Source organism: Pseudoalteromonas sp. S3178, assembly GCF_005886985.1.
GTDB classification, from domain to species: Bacteria; Pseudomonadota; Gammaproteobacteria; order Enterobacterales; family Alteromonadaceae; genus Pseudoalteromonas; species Pseudoalteromonas carrageenovora.
The window spans coordinates 1-18,723 of sequence record NZ_PNCW01000060.1 but is presented as its reverse complement, the minus strand read 5'-3'; the positions used below and the strand labels follow the sequence as shown (position 1 = coordinate 18,723).

Annotated in this window: 15 protein-coding genes and 1 pseudogene; 9 read left to right on the top strand and 7 right to left on the bottom strand. The window is 40.0% G+C overall.

The window, feature by feature from the left end; genetic code table 11:
* Positions 1–1,104 carry an L-dopachrome tautomerase-related protein gene (locus CWC11_RS15810; protein WP_138683476.1) on the top strand — a complete coding sequence of 368 codons (1,104 nt, stop codon included), beginning with the start codon at positions 1–3 and terminating at the stop codon, positions 1,102–1,104.
* Positions 1,105–1,516: 412 nt separating this feature from the next.
* The gene (astB, locus tag CWC11_RS15805; protein ID WP_138683475.1) at positions 1,517–2,863 is read left to right on the top strand and encodes an N-succinylarginine dihydrolase; all 1,347 of its coding nucleotides are present in this window, start codon (positions 1,517–1,519) and stop codon (positions 2,861–2,863) included.
* 80 nt (positions 2,864–2,943) lie between these two features.
* Here astB and CWC11_RS15800 read toward each other — a convergent pair whose 3' ends face one another.
* A complete protein-coding gene (locus CWC11_RS15800; RefSeq protein ID WP_138683474.1) occupies positions 2,944–3,798 on the bottom strand; it encodes a mechanosensitive ion channel family protein in 855 nt (284 codons plus the stop codon).
* Between the two features lie 281 nt (positions 3,799–4,079).
* Between CWC11_RS15800 and CWC11_RS15795 the strand changes: the two genes are divergently transcribed.
* Complete coding sequence (locus CWC11_RS15795) at positions 4,080–4,760, top strand: SDR family oxidoreductase (RefSeq protein ID WP_138683473.1); 681 nt, start codon at positions 4,080–4,082, stop codon at positions 4,758–4,760.
* Between the two features lie 228 nt (positions 4,761–4,988).
* Entirely contained in the window at positions 4,989–5,669 is a 681-nt protein-coding gene (locus tag CWC11_RS15790; protein ID WP_138683472.1) for an SDR family oxidoreductase, read from the top strand.
* A 95-nt stretch (positions 5,670–5,764) separates the two neighbouring features.
* Here CWC11_RS15790 and CWC11_RS15785 read toward each other — a convergent pair whose 3' ends face one another.
* Positions 5,765–6,907, bottom strand: coding sequence for a hypothetical protein (locus CWC11_RS15785; protein ID WP_138683471.1), 1,143 nt, complete (start codon positions 6,905–6,907; stop codon positions 5,765–5,767).
* Positions 6,908–7,001: 94 nt separating this feature from the next.
* Between CWC11_RS15785 and CWC11_RS15780 the strand changes: the two are divergent.
* Positions 7,002–8,322 (top strand): annotated as a pseudogene (locus CWC11_RS15780) (M20/M25/M40 family metallo-hydrolase).
* A gap of 15 nt (positions 8,323–8,337) precedes the next feature.
* Here CWC11_RS15780 and CWC11_RS15775 read toward each other — a convergent pair.
* A complete protein-coding gene (locus CWC11_RS15775; protein WP_138683470.1) occupies positions 8,338–9,237 on the bottom strand; it encodes a LysR family transcriptional regulator ArgP in 900 nt (299 codons plus the stop codon).
* A gap of 105 nt (positions 9,238–9,342) precedes the next feature.
* Between CWC11_RS15775 and CWC11_RS15770 the strand changes: the two genes are divergently transcribed.
* Positions 9,343–9,945, top strand: coding sequence for a LysE/ArgO family amino acid transporter (locus CWC11_RS15770; protein ID WP_138683469.1), 603 nt, complete (start codon positions 9,343–9,345; stop codon positions 9,943–9,945).
* A 67-nt stretch (positions 9,946–10,012) separates the two neighbouring features.
* Here the strand turns inward: CWC11_RS15770 and CWC11_RS15765 are convergent, their stop codons facing one another.
* The 3 genes from CWC11_RS15765 to CWC11_RS15755 all read right to left on the bottom strand — a co-directional run bounded on the left by CWC11_RS15765 (position 10,013) and on the right by CWC11_RS15755 (position 12,661).
* Positions 10,013–10,810, bottom strand: coding sequence for a response regulator (locus CWC11_RS15765; protein WP_138683468.1), 798 nt, complete (start codon positions 10,808–10,810; stop codon positions 10,013–10,015).
* A 121-nt stretch (positions 10,811–10,931) separates the two neighbouring features.
* Complete coding sequence (locus CWC11_RS15760; RefSeq protein ID WP_138683467.1) at positions 10,932–11,648, bottom strand: SIR2 family NAD-dependent protein deacylase; 717 nt, start codon at positions 11,646–11,648, stop codon at positions 10,932–10,934.
* Complete coding sequence (locus CWC11_RS15755; protein ID WP_138683466.1) at positions 11,645–12,661, bottom strand: Kelch repeat-containing protein; 1,017 nt, start codon at positions 12,659–12,661, stop codon at positions 11,645–11,647. The genes CWC11_RS15760 and CWC11_RS15755 overlap by 4 nt, the downstream gene beginning before the upstream one ends.
* 386 nt (positions 12,662–13,047) lie before the next feature.
* Between CWC11_RS15755 and CWC11_RS15750 the strand changes: the two genes are divergently transcribed.
* Genes CWC11_RS15750 through CWC11_RS15740 form a run of 3 tightly spaced genes read left to right on the top strand, consistent with a single transcriptional unit; the run spans position 13,048 to position 17,665 of the window.
* Complete coding sequence (locus CWC11_RS15750) at positions 13,048–15,108, top strand: TonB-dependent receptor plug domain-containing protein (RefSeq protein ID WP_138683465.1); 2,061 nt, start codon at positions 13,048–13,050, stop codon at positions 15,106–15,108.
* A 9-nt stretch (positions 15,109–15,117) separates the two neighbouring features.
* Positions 15,118–15,645, top strand: a complete 528-nt coding sequence (locus tag CWC11_RS15745) for a YfiR family protein (protein ID WP_138683464.1) — start codon at positions 15,118–15,120, stop codon at positions 15,643–15,645.
* A gap of 4 nt (positions 15,646–15,649) precedes the next feature.
* Complete coding sequence (locus tag CWC11_RS15740; RefSeq protein ID WP_138683463.1) at positions 15,650–17,665, top strand: EAL domain-containing protein; 2,016 nt, start codon at positions 15,650–15,652, stop codon at positions 17,663–17,665.
* A gap of 70 nt (positions 17,666–17,735) precedes the next feature.
* Here the strand turns inward: CWC11_RS15740 and CWC11_RS15735 are convergent, their stop codons facing one another.
* Positions 17,736–18,371 carry a methyltransferase family protein gene (locus tag CWC11_RS15735; protein WP_138683462.1) on the bottom strand — a complete coding sequence of 212 codons (636 nt, stop codon included), beginning with the start codon at positions 18,369–18,371 and terminating at the stop codon, positions 17,736–17,738.
* Positions 18,372–18,723 lie beyond the last annotated feature (352 nt).

Below are 18,723 nucleotides of genomic sequence, written 5' to 3'. Positions count from 1 at the left end.
ATGAATCAGATTAAAAAAATACTTTTAGCAGCAGCCTGTAGCACCGCGTTTTTAACCAGCAGTGTGTTTGCGAATACCCAAAATACTAACACCAATTTAAACACAGTCGCCACATTCGACGCCCAGCACCCACCAGGGAATATTGCTATTACGCCATCAGGTCGTAAGTTTTTATCGGTACATGGTTTTTACGGCCAAAAACAAAAAATTATGGAGCTATTAAGCGATGGCACCACCAAGCCCTACCCTAATGAAAAATGGGCATACGCGTATAAAAACGGCAAAGGCTTTTACGATGTACTTGGCATAAATGTATCAGCCGATGGCGTGTTATGGATGCTTGATACATCAGGCCCTGATCATGCTGGGCGTTTAGTCGGTTGGGATACCAATAAAGAGCAGCTGCATAAAATAATTTATTTAGCTAAACCCACCATTACCGACACCTCTTTTTTAAATGATTTAGTCATCGATAATAAACACGGTGTTGTATACATTGCCGATACCGCACAAGGCAGCCAAGCCGCTATTATTACCGTAAATTTAAAAACAGGTGAGGCGCGCAGAGTATTACAAAATAGCCCATACACCACAGCCGAAAACATCGACATGGTCATTGAAGGGCGCACCATGAAACTAGGCGGCCAACCAGCCCGTTTAGGCGTAAACCCAATCACACTCGACCCAAGCGAACAGTGGCTTTACTTTGGCGCTATGTCGGGCACGTCGATTTACCGTATTGCCACAAGCGATATTAACAATAAAAGCCTGAGCGCAAGCGCCCTTGAGAGTAAAGTAACGCGTTACGGCACTAAACCCATTTCAGATGGCATTATTGTTGATGGCGGCGGCAATGTGTATGTTACCGACATAACCAACGGCGCAATTGGCGTAGTAAAACCAAGTGGTAAATACCATGTATTATTTAAAGACGAGCGCTTAAGCTGGCCAGATGGCTTTAGTTATGGCGCCGATCATAAAATATATTTTACCGTAGATGAGCTACACCGCTCGCCAGTATTAAATGACGGTAAAAATGCCAGCCAAGGGAAATTTAGTGTGCTGTCGTTCGACCCGCTAGTAAAGGGTAAAGTAGGCCGCTAATTACCACGTATAAAACATAAGCCACGCACCTGCTGCGTGGCTTTTTGGTGCAATTTTTAAGCCCTTGAGCCCCAAAGTGGTGCTAAACGCTCAAAAGTTATTTTTAGTGTTTTAATAAATTACTGATTTATATTCATAAAATATTCAATTAACAGTTGGCATAATTCTTCCACAGTACAGATGTGTTCAGTGAAACTTTCAAGGAAAATACCATGGCTAACTTATACCACACCCTTTACCTAATTTGGCGTTTAGACATTAGCGTATGGCAGGTAAACGATCCGAGTAATACCCATACCACGTGCGACAAAGAGCGAGTTTACAGCCGATAAATTTCGTATTTATAGGCTTTGCAAGCGCGGCCATTGCGTTGTATTGTTAAGTTACTAAAAACAATATGATTGGAACGTGTATGCACGCCTTAGAAGTAAATTTTGATGGCTTAGTTGGCCCTACTCACAACTATGCGGGTTTATCGTATGGTAACGTTGCCTCGTTAAATAATGCGGCAAGTTTTTCAAACCCTCAAGAAGCTGTGTTACAGGGCCTTGAAAAAATGAAAGCCATGCACGACAAAGGCCTAACACAAGGTGTGTTTGCGCCCCACGCACGCCCCGATTTAAACGTGCTACGTCGCTTAGGATTTACCGGCAACGATTCGCAAGTTATTCATAAAGCATTTAAAGCAGACCCTATATTATTGCGCGCGTGTTATTCGGCCTCTGCAATGTGGACCGCCAATGCCGCTACTGTTTCACCTTCGCCAGATACCCTCGATGGCAAAGTGCATTTTACCTCAGCTAATTTAAACAATAAGTTTCATCGCTCGCTAGAGCCTGCTACAACTACCCGCTTACTAAAAGCCATGTTTAATAACGATAGTTATTTTGCACACCACACTCATTTACCCGATCAGGGCTTTTTTGGCGACGAAGGCGCGGCTAACCATACCCGACTTTGCGACAGCCACGGCGAGCAAGGCCTAGAAATGTTTGTATTTGGTGCAAGTGCCTTTAACAGCCAACTACCAAAACCGGCTAAGTTTCCTGCAAGGCAAACACTAGAAGCCTCAGAAGCCATTTGCCGATTACATAATTTAAAAGAATCGAGCCAAATTTTACTGCAGCAAAACCCTGATGTTATAGACCAAGGCGTGTTTCATAACGATGTAATTGCAGTAGGTAACGCAAACGTATTGCTTTGCCACCAGCAAGCATTTTTAAACCAACAAGATGCCCTGCAAGAAATTCGTGATGCCTACACCGGCAGCAAACAGCTATACATAATTGAAGTACCTACCGATAAAGTAAGCATTAGCGATGCAGTAAGCAGTTACTTATTTAATAGCCAATTAGTAAGCCTAGATGATGGCTCAATGCTATTAGTAGCACCACAAGAGTGCCAACGTAATAGCGCAGTAAACGCCTACATTGAAGAAATGATTTTAGCCGATAACCCAGTAAACCAAGTGCAGTTTTTTGACCTGCGCCAAAGTATGCAAAATGGCGGCGGACCTGCCTGCCTACGTTTACGTGTAGCTCTTAACCAACGAGAGCTAAGCGCAGTAAACCCAGAGGTTATTTTAAACGATACTAAATACACTCAGCTTTGTGATTGGGCAAAGCGTAACTACCGCGATAAATTAGGCGCAAGCGACTTTGCCGATTCAGCCCTACTTACTGAAAGCTACCAAGCACTGGATGAACTAACCCAACTGCTTAACTTAGGCTCAGTGTACGACTTTCAATTAGAAGGTTAATACCTCAGCCAACACAAAGGCTAATACAAAAATAGCGAGCCCAGGCTCGCTATTTTTATTTGTGCTTATGCTAATAAAGTTTATAGGTTTTTATTTACCGTTACTGCCGATGCCATCGACTCAGATATATGCAGCGTTCGCTGCGGAAACGGAATGCTCAGCCCCGCACCTTCTATGGCTTCTTTAACGCGTTTATTTAAATCCCACACGGTTTGCCAGTAATCGCCATTTACAGCCCAAGCACGTAATTGAATATTTACTGCGCTTTCGCCTATTGAGGTAACCATTACTTTAGGTGCCGGCTCGGCAAGTAGCCGGCTTTCTGATTCGGCGAGTTCTTTAAGTACATTTAAGCCTACATCAATAGAGTCGGCGTACGAAATCCCCACCACTATATCCATGCGCCTTTTGCCGTTACGGGTAAAGTTTTTAATGTTGCCGCCCCACACTTTACCGTTAGGCGATGCGATATAAAGGCCGTCGGTGGTTTTAAAAATGGTAGTAAATAAGTTTATTTCGTTCACTGTGCCAAGCGTACCGCTCGCATCTACAAAATCGCCTATTTTAAATGGCCTAAGTATTAATAGCATAATGCCAGCGGCAATATTACTTAAGGTGTTTTTAAGCGCCAAACCAATCGCTAAACCCGCCGCGCCCATTAGCGCTATTAAGCTTGCCGTATTAACGCCAAAAATATCTAATATAAACAGCCCTGCAATTATGTAAACTAAATACCCCGCAATGCTCGATAGAAGCGGCAGTAGCGTTTCGTCTACTTTTTTTAATGGCGACTTAGAGTTTTTAATCGCTTTTTTAACCGAGCGCGCAATAAGCGCACTCGCAACTAAAATAGCCAAAGCTAACACCACTTTGTAACCTAAAGTGATGATTGTTTCTGAATGGCTTTGCCAAAACACAATAAGTTTATCTTTCATACATATTCCAAAAAACGGCTGACACTCAGCACAATTTAAAAATGAGCAAAGCTAAATGCGCTAAACCCACAATTTAACCCTAATGGCTAAAAAACCGCGCGAGTATATAGCTATAAATTAGTTATACCTATTGTTTTTGTATTAAATTAAAACATTAAATAAAAGCTATGTTCCTCTAACGTTACTATTCAATTTAGGTTAACCACACACTGTTAGTGTTAGTACAAAGTTACCGTAAATACTTTCCTCATTTTGAATAGGCTCACATAGGAGAAATAACCATGGCGAACAAAAAAGTAATCCTCATTACAGGTGCCTCTAGCGGTATTGGCAAAGCAACCGCCAAAACGCTGGTTAACCATGGCCACAAAGTCATACTTACAGCCAGAAGCGAAGACAAATTAACAAAATTAGTTAAAGAATTAGGCGAGGATAGCGCACTCAGCGTACCGGCAGATGCAACCAACTTTAACGAGCTTAAAAACGTAGTAACAAAAGGGCTTAACAAATTTGGCCGCTTAGACGCTACTTTTGCAAACGCAGGTAAAGGGCTAAACACATTAGGAATAGAAAAAGGCGACCCCGACGAATGGGCAACTATGCTTGATATAAACATAAACGCCCTGCTGTGGAGCGCTAAACTTACCCTCCCCCATTTACGTAAAACCAAAGGCCATTTTATTATAACCAGCTCAGCCACTGGCCGCAGAGCTGTTAAAGGCTCAATATATGGTGCAAGTAAGTGGTTTACTTATGGCTTTGGCCAAAACCTAGCAGCAGAAATGAGTGAATGGGGCGGGCGCTGTACCACTATAACCCCAGGTGCTGTAAATACCCCATTTACCGATGAAGCAAGGCCCGACAAATTATACCCACAAGATGTGGCCGACGCCGTACTCTTTGCACTTGAAGCAAACCAGCGCAATAACATCAGAGAAATACACCTAAGGCCAACCAATTAATAGGGCCTGACCTTTCAGGATTAAAATTGGTTCTATCCAAGAAAGGTCTAATCGTTATGTGTTTATGCCCCTTGTCCAAATACCAAACACAATGCTGCAAACTCAACCTCAAAAGATAAACAGGCTTCTCCATTCAAGCCCTGTTAACCCAGTACTGTTACAGTAAACAGCACATATTAGTTAAACCGTTCTTATCATTTTGAATATGTAAACATAGGAGAAATAATCATGGCGAAAGAAAAAATAGTCCTCATTACAGGTGCTTCAAGTGGCATAGGTGAAGCAACTGCCAAAACACTGGTTAATAACGGCCACAAAGTAGTACTTACAGCCAGAAGCGAAGACAAATTAACTAAATTAGTACAATTATTAGGTGAAGATAACGCACTGAATGTACCCGCAGATGCCACCGACTTTACCGAGCTTGAAAACGTAGTTACCAAAGGCGTTGAAAAGTTTGGCCGACTAGATGCCGCATTTGCCAATGCAGGTATGGGCGTTTCAACCGCAGGCACCGAAAAAGGCGACCCTGATGAATGGTCAGCCATGATAGACATAAACATTAAAGCTCTGCTGTGGACGGCAAAAGCAACCCTGCCCCATTTACGCCAAAACAAAGGCCACTTTATATTAACCAGCTCAGCTGCTGGCCGTAAGCCTATTAAAGGCTCTATTTACGGTGCAACTAAATGGTTTGCTTACGGGTTTGGGCAAAACTTAGCTGAGGAAATGAGCGAGTGGAATGGCCGCTGCACAACCATAGCTCCAGGCATGGTAAACACCCCATTTTTTGATGAAGCTAAACCCGATAAACTCGACCCACAAGATGTAGCCGACGCGGTATTGTTTGCAATAGAAGCAAACCAGCGCAACAGCGTACGCGAGATTTATTTAATGCCAACTAACTAACGTTGATTGGTTGAGTTTGAGCTATCAGGTTTAATGCCAATGGCGTTAGACCTGATAGTTCGGATTTTTAATTTGAAGCTAAATTTTTTGTATATTCAAAGCCTATAACTGTTCTCCAACCAATAGTTACCCTGCTTAATAAAGCCATCTAACTTTCTATTTTGTGAATTGCATGTATCCAATGTAGATACCCAATACTCCAATTCGGTCTCATTATGCTGCATTGGATAAAAATCTTTTAGAGTAAAACACATAAAGTTCAACTGCCATTGAAAGTCAATTTCTTTAAATACAACAATTTCAGCAATATTAAAATAAAATTTATCTAAGCTAAAAAAATCATCAAAAATAATGCTTAATATAGCAGGTACTTCATGCCTAACCACTTCAACATTTTTCACACCTAGGTGACTGGAGAGTGAATCTATATGGAGCTTATTACCAACCTCAACCTTTTTATGTAAGCTATCAAAATAAGGAGATGATTTGATTATGGGTAGAACCAGCTCTTCAAACCAACCTAAAATATCCATTCTCAAATTATTATCATTAGGTAATGTCTTATAAGAAGTTATCTCACCCTGATTTATGCTAAAGCCTTCCTCGCTAAAAGCTCTGTCTCTCAACGTTTCAAACTCTCTGACAAATGAGGGTAAAAGTAGTTGTGGAGCAATTTTTTCGACAATTAAACTGCACAATAATTTCAGAGTATTATTTTTAGTTTTAGATAACTCTAATAAACTATTAAATTCTTCCTTCAACTTAGCTATTTGATCCACTTCATCCTTTGTCAGGCTATTAGTTGATAATTGCTCTTCAATATCAACCTTCAACAGCTGTTTAAAAAGTGATTTAACAAGAAGTACATACTCATCTAGGTGGCTACGATTTATAGTAAGACCATTCCCTTGATGATAAAGTTTATTCCTCAACCCGTGGAAAAACTCAACCCTAGCAAGCTCTTTGACATTAATACCTTGCCTGCTATTTTTCACCCCCTCAATAACATGATGAAAACCTTTACGAAGAATATTATATCGTTCATCTTCAGGGGTAGTTGAGCCTGTAATATGTTTTGGCAACCCTAGATAAGTTTTAAATAACATCTCAGCACCAACATCCAGTAATAGGAATGCTATTAGATTATCTTCTTCATTCTGCTTTGCTGCATGATATATTGCCTCACTAACTATTTTTACAGGGGCTTTTTGCCAAGCATCTAATTTTTTTCTATCCATAAATCTTAAATCAGCCTCTCAGCAATATTTCATATTGAATATAAGCTAATACTACTTCATATTAAATACTCTTTTCTTCAATTATGAGGCTGTTATGTCACTTTTAAAATTTAGCCAAGCACTTATATTTATCCTTGCGAGTACCCTACCGTTTACAAGCCACGCGGCGCTTAATAAAAACGAGCGTGAAATAGTAAAACAAGTTGAGCACAACATGCCGCAAGCGCTTAAAGAAATAGAACAAGCGGTAAATATTAATAGCGGCTCGCTTAATATTGAAGGCGTAAAGAAGGTGGGTGCGCTTGCAAGCGAGCAACTAAAAGCGATTGGTTTTAAGGTTGAGTGGCTAGATGGCAGTGCGTTTAACCGTGCAGGGCATGTATTAGCAACTCATGAGAGTAAAAACCCCGATGCAATAAAAATACTGATGATCGGCCATCTTGATACCGTATTTGCCAAACACGATAACTTTACTACCTACAAACAAATTGATGAACACACCGCGAGCGGCCCGGGAGTAGCCGATATGAAAGGCGGTAACACTATAATAATTACCGCACTTAAAAGCCTGCAAGCCCTTAATTTACTTGAAAACGTAAGCATTAAAGTACTGCTTACAGGCGATGAAGAAAGCAGCGGTCGCCCACTTAGCTTATCTAAACAAGCCATTGTTGATGGCGCAATTTGGGCTGATGTAGCGCTTGGCTATGAAAATGGCGATAACAATATTAAAACCGCGATGGCAGCGCGCCGTGGTTATACTGGCTGGACATTAAATGTAACGGCCAATGCTGCACATTCATCGCAAATATTTAGTGATAGTGTGGGCTATGGCGCTATTTACGAGGCCTCGCGTATTTTAAATGACTTTAGAGAGCAACTTGCCACGCAACCTAATTTAACCTTTAACCCGGGGCTTATTGTGGGTGGTACTGATGCACAGTACAACAGTGCTAACTCGTCAGCCACGGCATTTGGTAAAAGTAACGTAATTGCACAAACCGTGCATGTAGCATGTAGCGGGTGATTTACGAGCGCTTTCGCCAAAGCAGGTAGAAGGCGCTAAAAAAGTGATGCAGCAAATAGTGGCTAAAAGCTTAAATGGCAGCCAAGCTGAGCTTATTTTTGAAGACGGCTACCCACCAATGGGACTCACCGAAGGTAATAAAAAGCTGCTTGCACTGTATAGCCAAGCAAGCCAAGACCTAGGCTATAACAAAGTGGTGGCTGCAAACCCTCGTAATGCCGGGGCTGCTGATATTTCGTTTGCTGCAAACCATGTTGATATGGCGCTTGATGGGCTAGGTCTAATGGGCAGTGGCGCGCACACTAAAAACGAAACCGCCGATTTAACCAGCCTAAATAAAAACACCACTAAAACAGCGCTGCTTATATACAGATTAGGGCAGCTATAAACACAAGCTGAGTCCTTATGGGTTAATACGCTCTAACCGTTTGCTCGCAACTTGCAATGCAAATTTGCGTAGCGTTTTAAGCTGCGGGCTTTCGGTTTGCCAATAGTGCCAGTACAAAGGCGTATCAATATAATATTCTGGGAATAAATCGACTAACTCTCCTTTTGTTAACGAATCTCCTAGCTGTAATGTAGGTAATAACCCGTAACCTAAGCCTGCGATCATGGCTTGTTTAAATCCCTCTGACGAAGGGTATATATGGGTAAACAATGGAGTTGAGCCGTTAATGTCGTTTAAAAACTGATGCTGTAATTTATCAAGGTCGCTGTACACTAAACACGGTAAGTGCGCTAACTGCGAAAGGTCGTTGATTTTATGCTGCTTTATAAATTCAGGACTCGCAATGGCTTTATAGCGTATAGCGCCAAGTGGGCTAACAAGTCCGCCATTTACAGGCTCGGGTGATGAGCTAATACACACCATTACTTCGCCGTCTTTCATTCTTTTATGTGCGACTGATTGATCTTCACAAATTACTTCAAACCTGAGCTTGCAGGTTAGTTCGGTATCGAGCACGGCGAGTGCTTCGGGCAGCCAGGTTGCAAGCGAATCCGCATTAGCAGCAAGCTTTACGCTAAGTGGTGTATTTAAATCAGTATGCTCGTTAAGCGCCCCCACATTAAGGGCTACTTCTAGCTGTAATACTTGCTGTAAATGATTAAGTAAGCGCTTGCCTAGTGCTGTTGGAGATGGTGGCTGGGTTCTTATTAATACGGGTTCACCTAGTTTAGCTTCTAGCTGATGAATACGTCGGCTAACCGCCGATTGCGTAATAAATAACTTTTTAGATGCCTTTTCAAATCCGCCTTCACTTATAACGGCGCTAAGCGCATTGAGTAATTGATAATCAATCATGAGTTTTACGCATATAACAATAAATATATTCATTGGATTTGTAACAGAATACTCCCTACCCTGCAAGGCATTGAATAGCAGGTTTTATTTATTTGGATTTAAAGTATGTCGTTTTTGTCGGGTGTGATGCTGGGGCTGAGTTTAATTATTGCCATTGGGGCGCAAAACATTTGGATTTTAAGCCAATGTATGGCGGGCGCTAACCGTTTTGTTTTAGCCGCGGTTTGTATAATTTGTGACGCCACTTTAATTATTGTAGGTGTATTTGCAGCTAATGAGTTAAAGCTATGGCTGCCGGGGTTATTACCGTGGTTAACGTGGGGCGGTATAGCTATGTTACTTTATTTAGCATTTGGCTCTGCGCGCAGCGCAATTAAAGGCACATCGGGGTTAAAAGTAACTCAAGTAATAAAAGTGAGCTGGTGGCAAACCGCCCTTGCGGCCTTTGCAATAAGTTTACTAAATCCACATGTTTATTTAGATACCGTATTACTGCTTGGCAGTATTGGCGCACTACAACCAGAGCCTATGCACTTTGCTATTGGCGCTTGTGTTGCCTCTGTTATTTGGTTTAGTAGCTTAGTATTGTTTGCGCCAAAATTAAAAAAGGTTTTAAGCTCCCCTTTTAGATGGCGCATATTTGATAGCTGCGTAGCCGCTATTTTATGTTTTGTAGCGTTTCAGTTGTATAACGTGCCTAGCCAATAAGTTAAAAAAGCGGCAGTTACATGTTTAACTACCGCTGTTTATTTTTTAAGCTAGCCATGTTTATTGACTAAGACATTATTTTATATAGAAGCTCTCGCACTGTGGCCGGTTCAAACGGTTTATCACAAATGGCATCAACCCCTGCTTGCGCAATATTAGCTAGGTGGGTGTCGTTTGCCTCTGAGCTCACCATTAAAATAGGAATATGTGAGTAAGCATTTGAGCCACGTACTGTTTCGGTTAGCTCGCGGCCATCCATTTCTGGCATGTTGTAATCGGTAACAATTAAGTCGAACGACTGCTCGTTAAGTTGCTCTATCGCTTCTTTACCGTTTTCGGCCTCTACAGGCGCAGGAATCCCCATGCCAGCAAGTACGCGTATTATGTGTTTACGCGCAAAGCGGCTGTCGTCTACCACTAGCACACGCAGTAGCGTTACATCAAAATGATCAAGCTCTACTTCTTCTTCACTTATAATATCGAGCGTTGCTTTTAGTGCGCGGGTGATGGCTTTTGCGCTAAAAGGCTTAGGTAATATAGCCAACACACCCGATTGGCGTAATTGCTCAAGGTATTTTTTATTACGCTCGCTCGATATAAGCATAAAAGGTTGATGCTCAGTGGTAGGGTTTGATCTTATTTCTTGCAACAGTGAATCGGCAGTGCCGTCAGATAAATACATAGAGCTTATTACTAAGTCAGGGTGATAACTTGCTAATAAGCTAAGCGCTTGTGTTTGTGTAGATGCAGTTTCAACTTGTTTTACACCACTTTCTAAAAGCGATTTTATTATTATTTTTTGCTGAACCTCTGAAGGCTCTACAAGTAAAATTGACAAGTTTGCTATTGCAGTTAAGTCGCTCATTCAGATCTCTTTAGTATTGTTATAATCAGGATAATAGTAACATTTTTGACTCGTTAATATTATATAAAGAGATTGTAATATTTAAGAAAACATTATCAATCTCTTTGAAATATAGCACTTATTAATTAGATTGAATGTAATCTAGTGCATTCATTTTTTTATACGTGACGTTAGCGTGCAAAATATGTGCAGGCTCTGGGTCAACCACTTCAACAGGAATGTCGTAATTTCGGGCTATTTCAATTGCCATTTGAGTGATATTGACACTAAATGAAGTGCCCATAAATACAATTTTATCGGCATTGAGCATACGCTGCTGTGCGTCGGATATTCTGTAAAGCTCGGTGTAGTATTCGTCAAATAATAAAACAAAAGGCTTAAATGAATGATTTAGCTCAGGCATTTGGTTTTGAATATTAAATAGCTCAAAAAGAGAGTCATGCAGGCGGTTTTCGTCTACGCTATCCCACGGGGTCATAAGCGGTTTAACAGCTTCGCCTTGGTCATGAAATAACGTCATTTGATCGAGCCTGCCATGTATAGCAATGTAATTTTTATTACCCGCTTTGCCATCAAGCCCATCTATATTTTGGGTAATTAAGTTTTTATCGCTAAGCCAATGGTGTACGTCGTTAGGGCCATGGTTACGATACGTTGCAAAACGGTTGTAATACCAGGCTAAAAACTCGCGCGGATTGTTTTGATACATAGCACGCGTGGCCATTTCCATAGGCGTATAGTTTTTACTGCCTATAGTCCAAAAGCCATCTTCGCCCCTAAAAGTAGGTATACCACTAGCAGCACTTACTCCTGCGCCTGTAATATAAAGCGTATTCACTGTGCTACCTCATAACCTGTTACATCGCTTATTACTTGTTGTTGGTTGTTCATACCGCCAACACGATATAAAGCCCCGTTGTGCTCAAGTAGCCCGCGGTGATCCATGCTGCCTTCGGCTAAAGGTGATAAAACTTGCCATGTATTTTGCTCAATATTAAAACGCCACACGTGTTTACTTGCCGGTGCTGGCTTTTTATTGTAGCCAATACCATCGTAGTTATAGGGGTTGTTAGAACCGGCCATCATGTAAATATTGCCATTGTAGCTAGTAGCAGCCATGCGGTAATGCGATTCACCTGTAGGATGAGGTAAAGTGCGCCAATCTATTTTTTGCACATTGTTATCATCTATTGTGCCTTTTAAACACTGCGCAACACCTGCAAAAGAGCGGCGTGAATCTGGGTTTGCTTGGGTTTTAACGCCATCGCATATAACAATGGTGTTACCACTAATAGCAGCCGCTTGGCCAAATACGGGCTCGCCTAAAAAAGGTGATGCCTGTTGCCATGTGTTGGTTTGGGTATCGTATACCTGTACTAAATTTACGTTTCCATCATTATGCCAGCCGCTAATGAGGTAAATGTAGCGCTCTTTGTAACTAATCGCTACGCTGTCATCTACCGGTACTGGCATACTTGCAAGGTGTTTGTATGTATTGGTTTTTATATCAAAACGGTACACATCGGGGCTTGAAATTTCAGTATGATCGCTATCTACCGTATAACCACCAAATATATAGGCGTATTCACCTAAGCCCACTGCAGTACTCGCTAGGCGCCCTTTAAAAGGCAAACTTGAAGGCACGCTCGCTTGTTGCTGCCATGCGCCCTCACCTAATTTAAGTGAAAACACCTTGTTGTGTACATCGGTATGTTGTTTGTTTTTACCAAGCCCCATAAAACTTAAAAAGTAGCTTTGGTTTTGTACTGTAACCTTAGCTACGGCATTGTTTGCAACGGGCTCTGGTAAGGCAGGAAGGCTTGCTAATACTACAGAAAAAAGAAGGCTCATAAGGTAATTAATTTAAAGGTGGCTAATGCACTTAGGGTAATTTATTTTACGCTGATGAACCAGTAATGATGCCCCTATTACAAACTTCATTTTATAAATTTGATACATATCTTAATAGTGCATAACAACTTACATAGGCAACGCACCTCTTTAACGTATTATGTTTTAGAGCTTATGCATAAGACTAACTAATATGTTCCTATAACAACTAAAAATTCACTTATAATTTACGTGACTAGAAAAAATATAAGCTGCTAAATTAAATAAAAGCGCTTTATTACCATTTAATCGCATTTTTTACTTTTAGAGCGTTAATGCATGTTAACATTGTGTAATACCAAAGATTTTATAAAACAGTGATTGTTTTGATTGTGCAGGAGATATTGGTGAAATTATCACAACGCTTTTTATGGCCATTACTTTTAATTTGCCCCGTTGCTGTAGCAAGCCCCTTTGAAGATGAAGACTTAGACCTCGACGCCCTTATGGGAATGGATGTACAAGCAACATCTGCTATGAAAAGAGCACAATCGGCTTTTGATACCGCGTCATCTATTTATGTATTAAGCAAAGAACAAATCACTAATTCAGGGGCAACATCAGTCCCTGAAGCGCTAAAAATGGTGCCAGGGTTAATAGTACGACAACTCGATAATAACCAATGGGCTATTTCATCAAGGGGTATTGCTTCTCGCTTTTCCAGTAAATTACTAGTAATGATCGACGGACAAAGCTTATATACGCCAAAATTTGCAGCTGTATATTGGGAAACCCTAAATGTGCCTTTATATGATATTGAGCGCATTGAAGTAATACGAGGTCAGGGCGGGCTGCTTTGGGGAAGTGATGCAAATAATGGCGTTATTAATATTATTACCAAAAACAGCCTTGATACTCGAGGTGGCTTTGCAAATGTCACAACGGGTAACCAAATTAATGCTGATATAAATTTACGCTACGGTGGTGACATTAGTAATCAGGGTAGTTATCGTTTGTACGGCCACTTAAAAAACGCCAAAGAGTCTAAAAAAGGCATTTCACTCCCTCCTAACGATACAACTAAACAGCATTCACTAGGCTTTAGAGCCGATTTTACCCCCAGTGATGAATGGTCAGGCTTAATACAAGGTGATGTAACTCACTCTACACTTGGCCAAAACTACCGTGGTGTAATAGACGAATCTAACGAGAACATTGCGTTTTCAGATGATTTAAAACGCACTGACTCACGTATTATGGCTCGACTCGAAAACCGAATGTCGCCAGATGCAAATCAAATGTTACAGCTATCTTGGCTAAAGCAAAATGGCTCGCAAGACTATATAAAAGAAGACTTTGAATCGATAGATATTGATTATCAAATGAATTTTATATATCAATCTTTACAACTCGATTGGGGGTTAAACTACCGGTATAACTCTATTTCATTTGCAGAGAGTTTATTTTTAGATAGTGATAAAGACTTTGATGATCTCACGCAATTTGGTGTGCTTGTTCAAGCGCAATACAATGTAACCCCAGATAAGTTAGACTTTATTATTGGTACTAAAGCCGATCATAACGATTTAACCGGTTGGGAAAACCAACCTTCAGCAAGGTTTATATATAAACCAACTCAAAACCATTTAACGTGGGGTGCTGTATCTCAAAGTGTTAGAACCCCTACATTAATTGAATTTAACGACAACTTTAGAGTTAATGGCACAAAAATAAAAGAACTAGCCGTTATAAGCTCAGGTATTCAAGCCTTAGATAATTACCGAATTGCGACCTACCTAAATGGCAATGACAAAGTAAAATCAGAAAAGTACCTGTCTTACGAATTAGGTTATCGATTTAGCGATAATGACTGGTCAGTGGATCTTTCGACTTATTATACCGATGCAAAAAATGTTGCTGTAATTGATATGAATGCACATGATGAGCAATTTGGGCCAATACTTGATTTGTTTCTTGCGGGAAGAATTCCAGAAGTTTTTCAAGCTTTAACAACAACTCGCATAGACTTAGACTTTGCATCAGTTGCAGATACAACAACAAAAGGGTTTGATGTGCTGCTCTCGTGGCAACCACTTGATAACCTAAATACTGAGTTAGGTTATAGCTATACAAAATACACCTACGACTTACCACCTAGAGTTGAGCCTGCCATAGGGTATGACTCAAAAAACAGGCAGCTATTTGCTAAAGCTAATTATACTTTTTTAACTGATCATAATGTATTTGCAACCCTGCGCGCAGAGAACTCTAATGCATACAATACAGACAGTTACACAACGCTAGATATTACTTGGAATTGGCAAATCAGCCCTGTGTGGGCAACAGCACTTTCGGGTAAAAACCTATTTGCAGGTTCACATATTGAATATAACAATACGCGCGAAACATACACGCTACCAAACTACATTGATGAATGTATAACATTTACTGTTTCGGCAACCTTTTAAGCAAATAAGATGTGTAAATTAAGAAGCTTAATCCATAGTATATTGATAACGCTCATTCTTTTTAGTGTGGGCGCTAATGCTGTGGAAAAAGAATATATGCTAAAGGCAGGCTTCTTATACAATTTTGCTCGATTTGGAAGCTGGGATCAGCCGTTAGATAACTTAAAGCAGTTTACAGTGTGCAGCCCCGACAAATATTTTATCGATGTAGCTAATAGTGCTTTAAAAAACAGAACTATAAAAAACTTACCACTGCATAATAAACTCATTACACTTGATGACACCTCAATACGTGACTGCAATATTGTGTTTATAACTTCTAATACATTTGCAAAGTGGCAAACGGCTAACATCACCACTGTAAAAAATATAATGGTAATTGGCGAAACCGACTCATTTATAGAAGGTGGCGGGCACATTAGGTTCTTTCTTTCTGCGGGAAAAGTTCGTTTTGAAATTGCACCCAAACAATTAAAAGATGCAGGTATAACAATGAGCTCAAAAGTATTACGCCTTGCTCGCGTTGTGCAAAGGTAATGTAATGAAAACTTTATTCGCACTAAACACAATCAGTAAAAAATTATTAGTTATTTTAATGAGCGTCGCACTTGCCTCTACCGCTACAGTGACTATTGTATTTAGTGCTTATGAGATAAATAGTGCAAAAGAAGAACAAATAGAAAGCTTAGACTCCCTTTCGAAAATGCTAGCACCAAATATAACTACGGCTCTTATGTTTGATGACCTAGACGCAGTACAAGAGCTAATAAACCCTATTCTAATGCGCTCTGACGTAGTAAGTATAACGGTGTATAACCAAAGCGATGTTCAACTTGCTGTCGCACTCTCAACCAAGCAAGAGCTTGATCATAGTATCGAAGTAAACACTCCCCTTACGTTTGAAACCAATAACTATGGTTTATTAAAAATAAGAGCTAACGATAGCTATATTCAAAACAAAATTTCTTTTTATAGCAAATTTTTAATTGTTTTGATGGCATTTACCTTCGCTGTAAGCTTAGTTTTATCTTTATTATTAAGACGTCGCTTTTTAAATCCTATACTTTACCTAGCACAAACAGCAGATAAAATTACTACATCACACGACTATAGCTTGCGTGCTAAACAACTATCAAAAGATGAAGTAGGCCAGCTTACGGCCTGTTTTAACGATATGCTATCCAATATCGAACAACGAGAAAACGCATTAGAAAACCAAGTTAAACTTAGAACTAATGAACTTGAAAGCGCTAATATTCAATTACATCAATATGCTTATCAAGATGGCTTAACAGATCTGCCTAATAGACGTTATTTTTACGAAAAAATACAAAGCTTAATAAGCGTAAAAGATATGACTTTTGCACTTATCTTTATAGATTTAGATGGTTTTAAAGAAGTTAACGACAGCCTTGGCCATGACTACGGTGACTTACTATTGCACAAAGTCGCAATCCGGTTACAAAACTGCATAACCAGTAAAGATACTGTTGCTCGATTGGGCGGAGATGAATTTACTTTGATTTTAGAAGGCGTTAGCGACGCTAATCAAGCATCAAAAATTGCTGAAACAGTCAAAAGTAGCCTAATGGAAAGTATAAAGATAAAAAATGAAACGGTTTATGTCACAGCCAGTATAGGCTTAACATTTTACCCTGCTGATGGGCAAACTGTTGAAGAGCTTGTAAAACGAGCCGATCAAGCAATGTATTTATCCAAAAATAAAGGCCGTAACCGCTATGAGTTCTTCTCTTATGAAATTGAAGAAAGAGCAACGCAAAGGCGCCTACTTATAGAGGAAATTAGAGTAGCACTGGATAAAAAACAATTTGAGCTATTCTATCAACCAATATTCTCTATTGATGGTTTATCAGTACCTAAAGCTGAAGCACTGATTAGATGGAACCACCCAAAGCGTGGTTTAATTGGCCCGAATGAATTTATACCTGTAGCAGAGAAAGACGGCTTAATAGGACATATTGGTCACTGGGTTAAATCTCAGGCGATTAAAGATACTGTCGAATTTAACAAGCTGAGTAAAAACGCAGTACAAGTCAGTGTAAACACATCACCTTTAGAAATAGACCGTGCCGGGCAGTGGGTAGATGACTGGATAACCGCAAGTAAAGAATCTCAACTACCTAACAACACCATACTTATTGAAGTAACAGAAAACACCTTAATGGACCCCGATTCTTCAATACAACGCCAACTAAAACGTTTAAGTGCCATTAACATAGATATAGCGATTGATGATTTTGGTGTTGGCTACTCATCTCTTGCTTACTTACAACGACTAGATATAGATATTTTAAAAATAGACCGTTCATTTATTCAAGATATTGAATCTAACGACAACAGTATTGCGCTAGTGAAAGCCATTATTACAATGGCACATAACCTAGATGTTATGGTAGTGGCTGAAGGGGTGGAAACAAGTAGGCAATATGAACTATTGAAACACCTTAGCTGCGATTACATTCAAGGCTATATTTTTTCAAAAGCAATTACAAAAAAAGAGTTTATAGAACAATATATCACGAAAAGTATTGGTTAGAGGTAACCTGAACTCAAATTGCTAAGTTCAGGTTATTTACTTTGTAACATTTAGCTAGTTAAACAATAACTCACAACCAACGCGGTACTAATTGTTTATACTCTTTATATTCCCCAGAGAAGTGCTGCTCAAGATGAGCTTCTTCAACTAAAGTTTGTCTGTATACCGCAATCATGCCAACAACTAAGCAAATTAGGCTAAACACACTTGGTAAAGCTAAAAAGAAACCGATTTGTGCGGCTACAACACCTAAGTACATTGGGTTTCTTGAAAATTCATACAGGCCATTTGTTTTGAGTTCACTTGGGCCGCGAGGATCTACTCCTGATCGCCAAAGCGAGGCCATATGAAAATGAACAAACATTGTCAGTACAAAACCAGCCGTTAGTAAAATATTTCCAAACATAACACCAGGCCAGCCATTCAACACATTTAGCAAACCTAGATAGCTATCAACCTCAGGAATAAACACGCGAAGCACACAAACAAACCATATAGCCGCTCTAAAAAACTTAAACACCATATGGTTCCACCAACTAGCGCAAAATTGCTCGCCAGGAAAAATGACCCCTTTTGGGGTTGAACGATTCTTATAAATAATTCTGAAGGTATAAAAGCCTGCAACGAAAGTATAAAAAAGTGCTAGGTATATTCGTGTAAATTCGATAAGTGATGCAGAGTCATCTAAAAAAAGCGGTTGATTCATTGAGGTTGGACTCTCATTGATAATTAATACTAAAATTATAAGCCATATTAGTATTCATACGCCATACAAACAAGAGAAGTAATTAGTTTGTGATAAATTTATTAAATACACTGCTTACACTCGCACTTTTAGGTTCTTCTTTACGCTAATATCGTAGAGCACAATGAAGTAGCAGGCTGTTACTATGCATTGAGCTGCCTTTAAGGTGTTTCATTTGGTTATAGGGATACAAATGCCATGTGGCATAGGGCATGAAAAAACTGCCACTACTGAGTCCAGCATGAGCTCTTGCTATTTACTAAACCCCAGACAGCAAAAAACCCGTCACATTGCTGTAACGGGTTTCTCTTAT

Excerpts from the sequence above, each read along its gene's own strand:
- CWC11_RS15810 (WP_138683476.1), top strand. The coding sequence starts at position 1 with ATGAATCAGATTAAAAAAATACTTTTAGCAGCAGCCTGTAGCACCGCG.
- astB (WP_138683475.1), top strand. The coding sequence starts at position 1,517 with ATGCACGCCTTAGAAGTAAATTTTGATGGCTTAGTTGGCCCTACTCAC.
- CWC11_RS15800 (WP_138683474.1), bottom strand. The coding sequence starts at position 3,798 with ATGAAAGATAAACTTATTGTGTTTTGGCAAAGCCATTCAGAAACAATC.
- CWC11_RS15795 (WP_138683473.1), top strand. The coding sequence starts at position 4,080 with ATGGCGAACAAAAAAGTAATCCTCATTACAGGTGCCTCTAGCGGTATT.
- CWC11_RS15790 (WP_138683472.1), top strand. The coding sequence starts at position 4,989 with ATGGCGAAAGAAAAAATAGTCCTCATTACAGGTGCTTCAAGTGGCATA.
- CWC11_RS15785 (WP_138683471.1), bottom strand. The coding sequence starts at position 6,907 with ATGGATAGAAAAAAATTAGATGCTTGGCAAAAAGCCCCTGTAAAAATA.
- CWC11_RS15775 (WP_138683470.1), bottom strand. The coding sequence starts at position 9,237 with ATGATTGATTATCAATTACTCAATGCGCTTAGCGCCGTTATAAGTGAA.
- CWC11_RS15770 (WP_138683469.1), top strand. The coding sequence starts at position 9,343 with ATGTCGTTTTTGTCGGGTGTGATGCTGGGGCTGAGTTTAATTATTGCC.
- CWC11_RS15765 (WP_138683468.1), bottom strand. The coding sequence starts at position 10,810 with ATGAGCGACTTAACTGCAATAGCAAACTTGTCAATTTTACTTGTAGAG.
- CWC11_RS15755 (WP_138683466.1), bottom strand. The coding sequence starts at position 12,661 with ATGAGCCTTCTTTTTTCTGTAGTATTAGCAAGCCTTCCTGCCTTACCA.
- CWC11_RS15745 (WP_138683464.1), top strand. The coding sequence starts at position 15,118 with ATGTGTAAATTAAGAAGCTTAATCCATAGTATATTGATAACGCTCATT.
- CWC11_RS15740 (WP_138683463.1), top strand. The coding sequence starts at position 15,650 with ATGAAAACTTTATTCGCACTAAACACAATCAGTAAAAAATTATTAGTT.
- CWC11_RS15735 (WP_138683462.1), bottom strand. The coding sequence starts at position 18,371 with ATGAATCAACCGCTTTTTTTAGATGACTCTGCATCACTTATCGAATTT.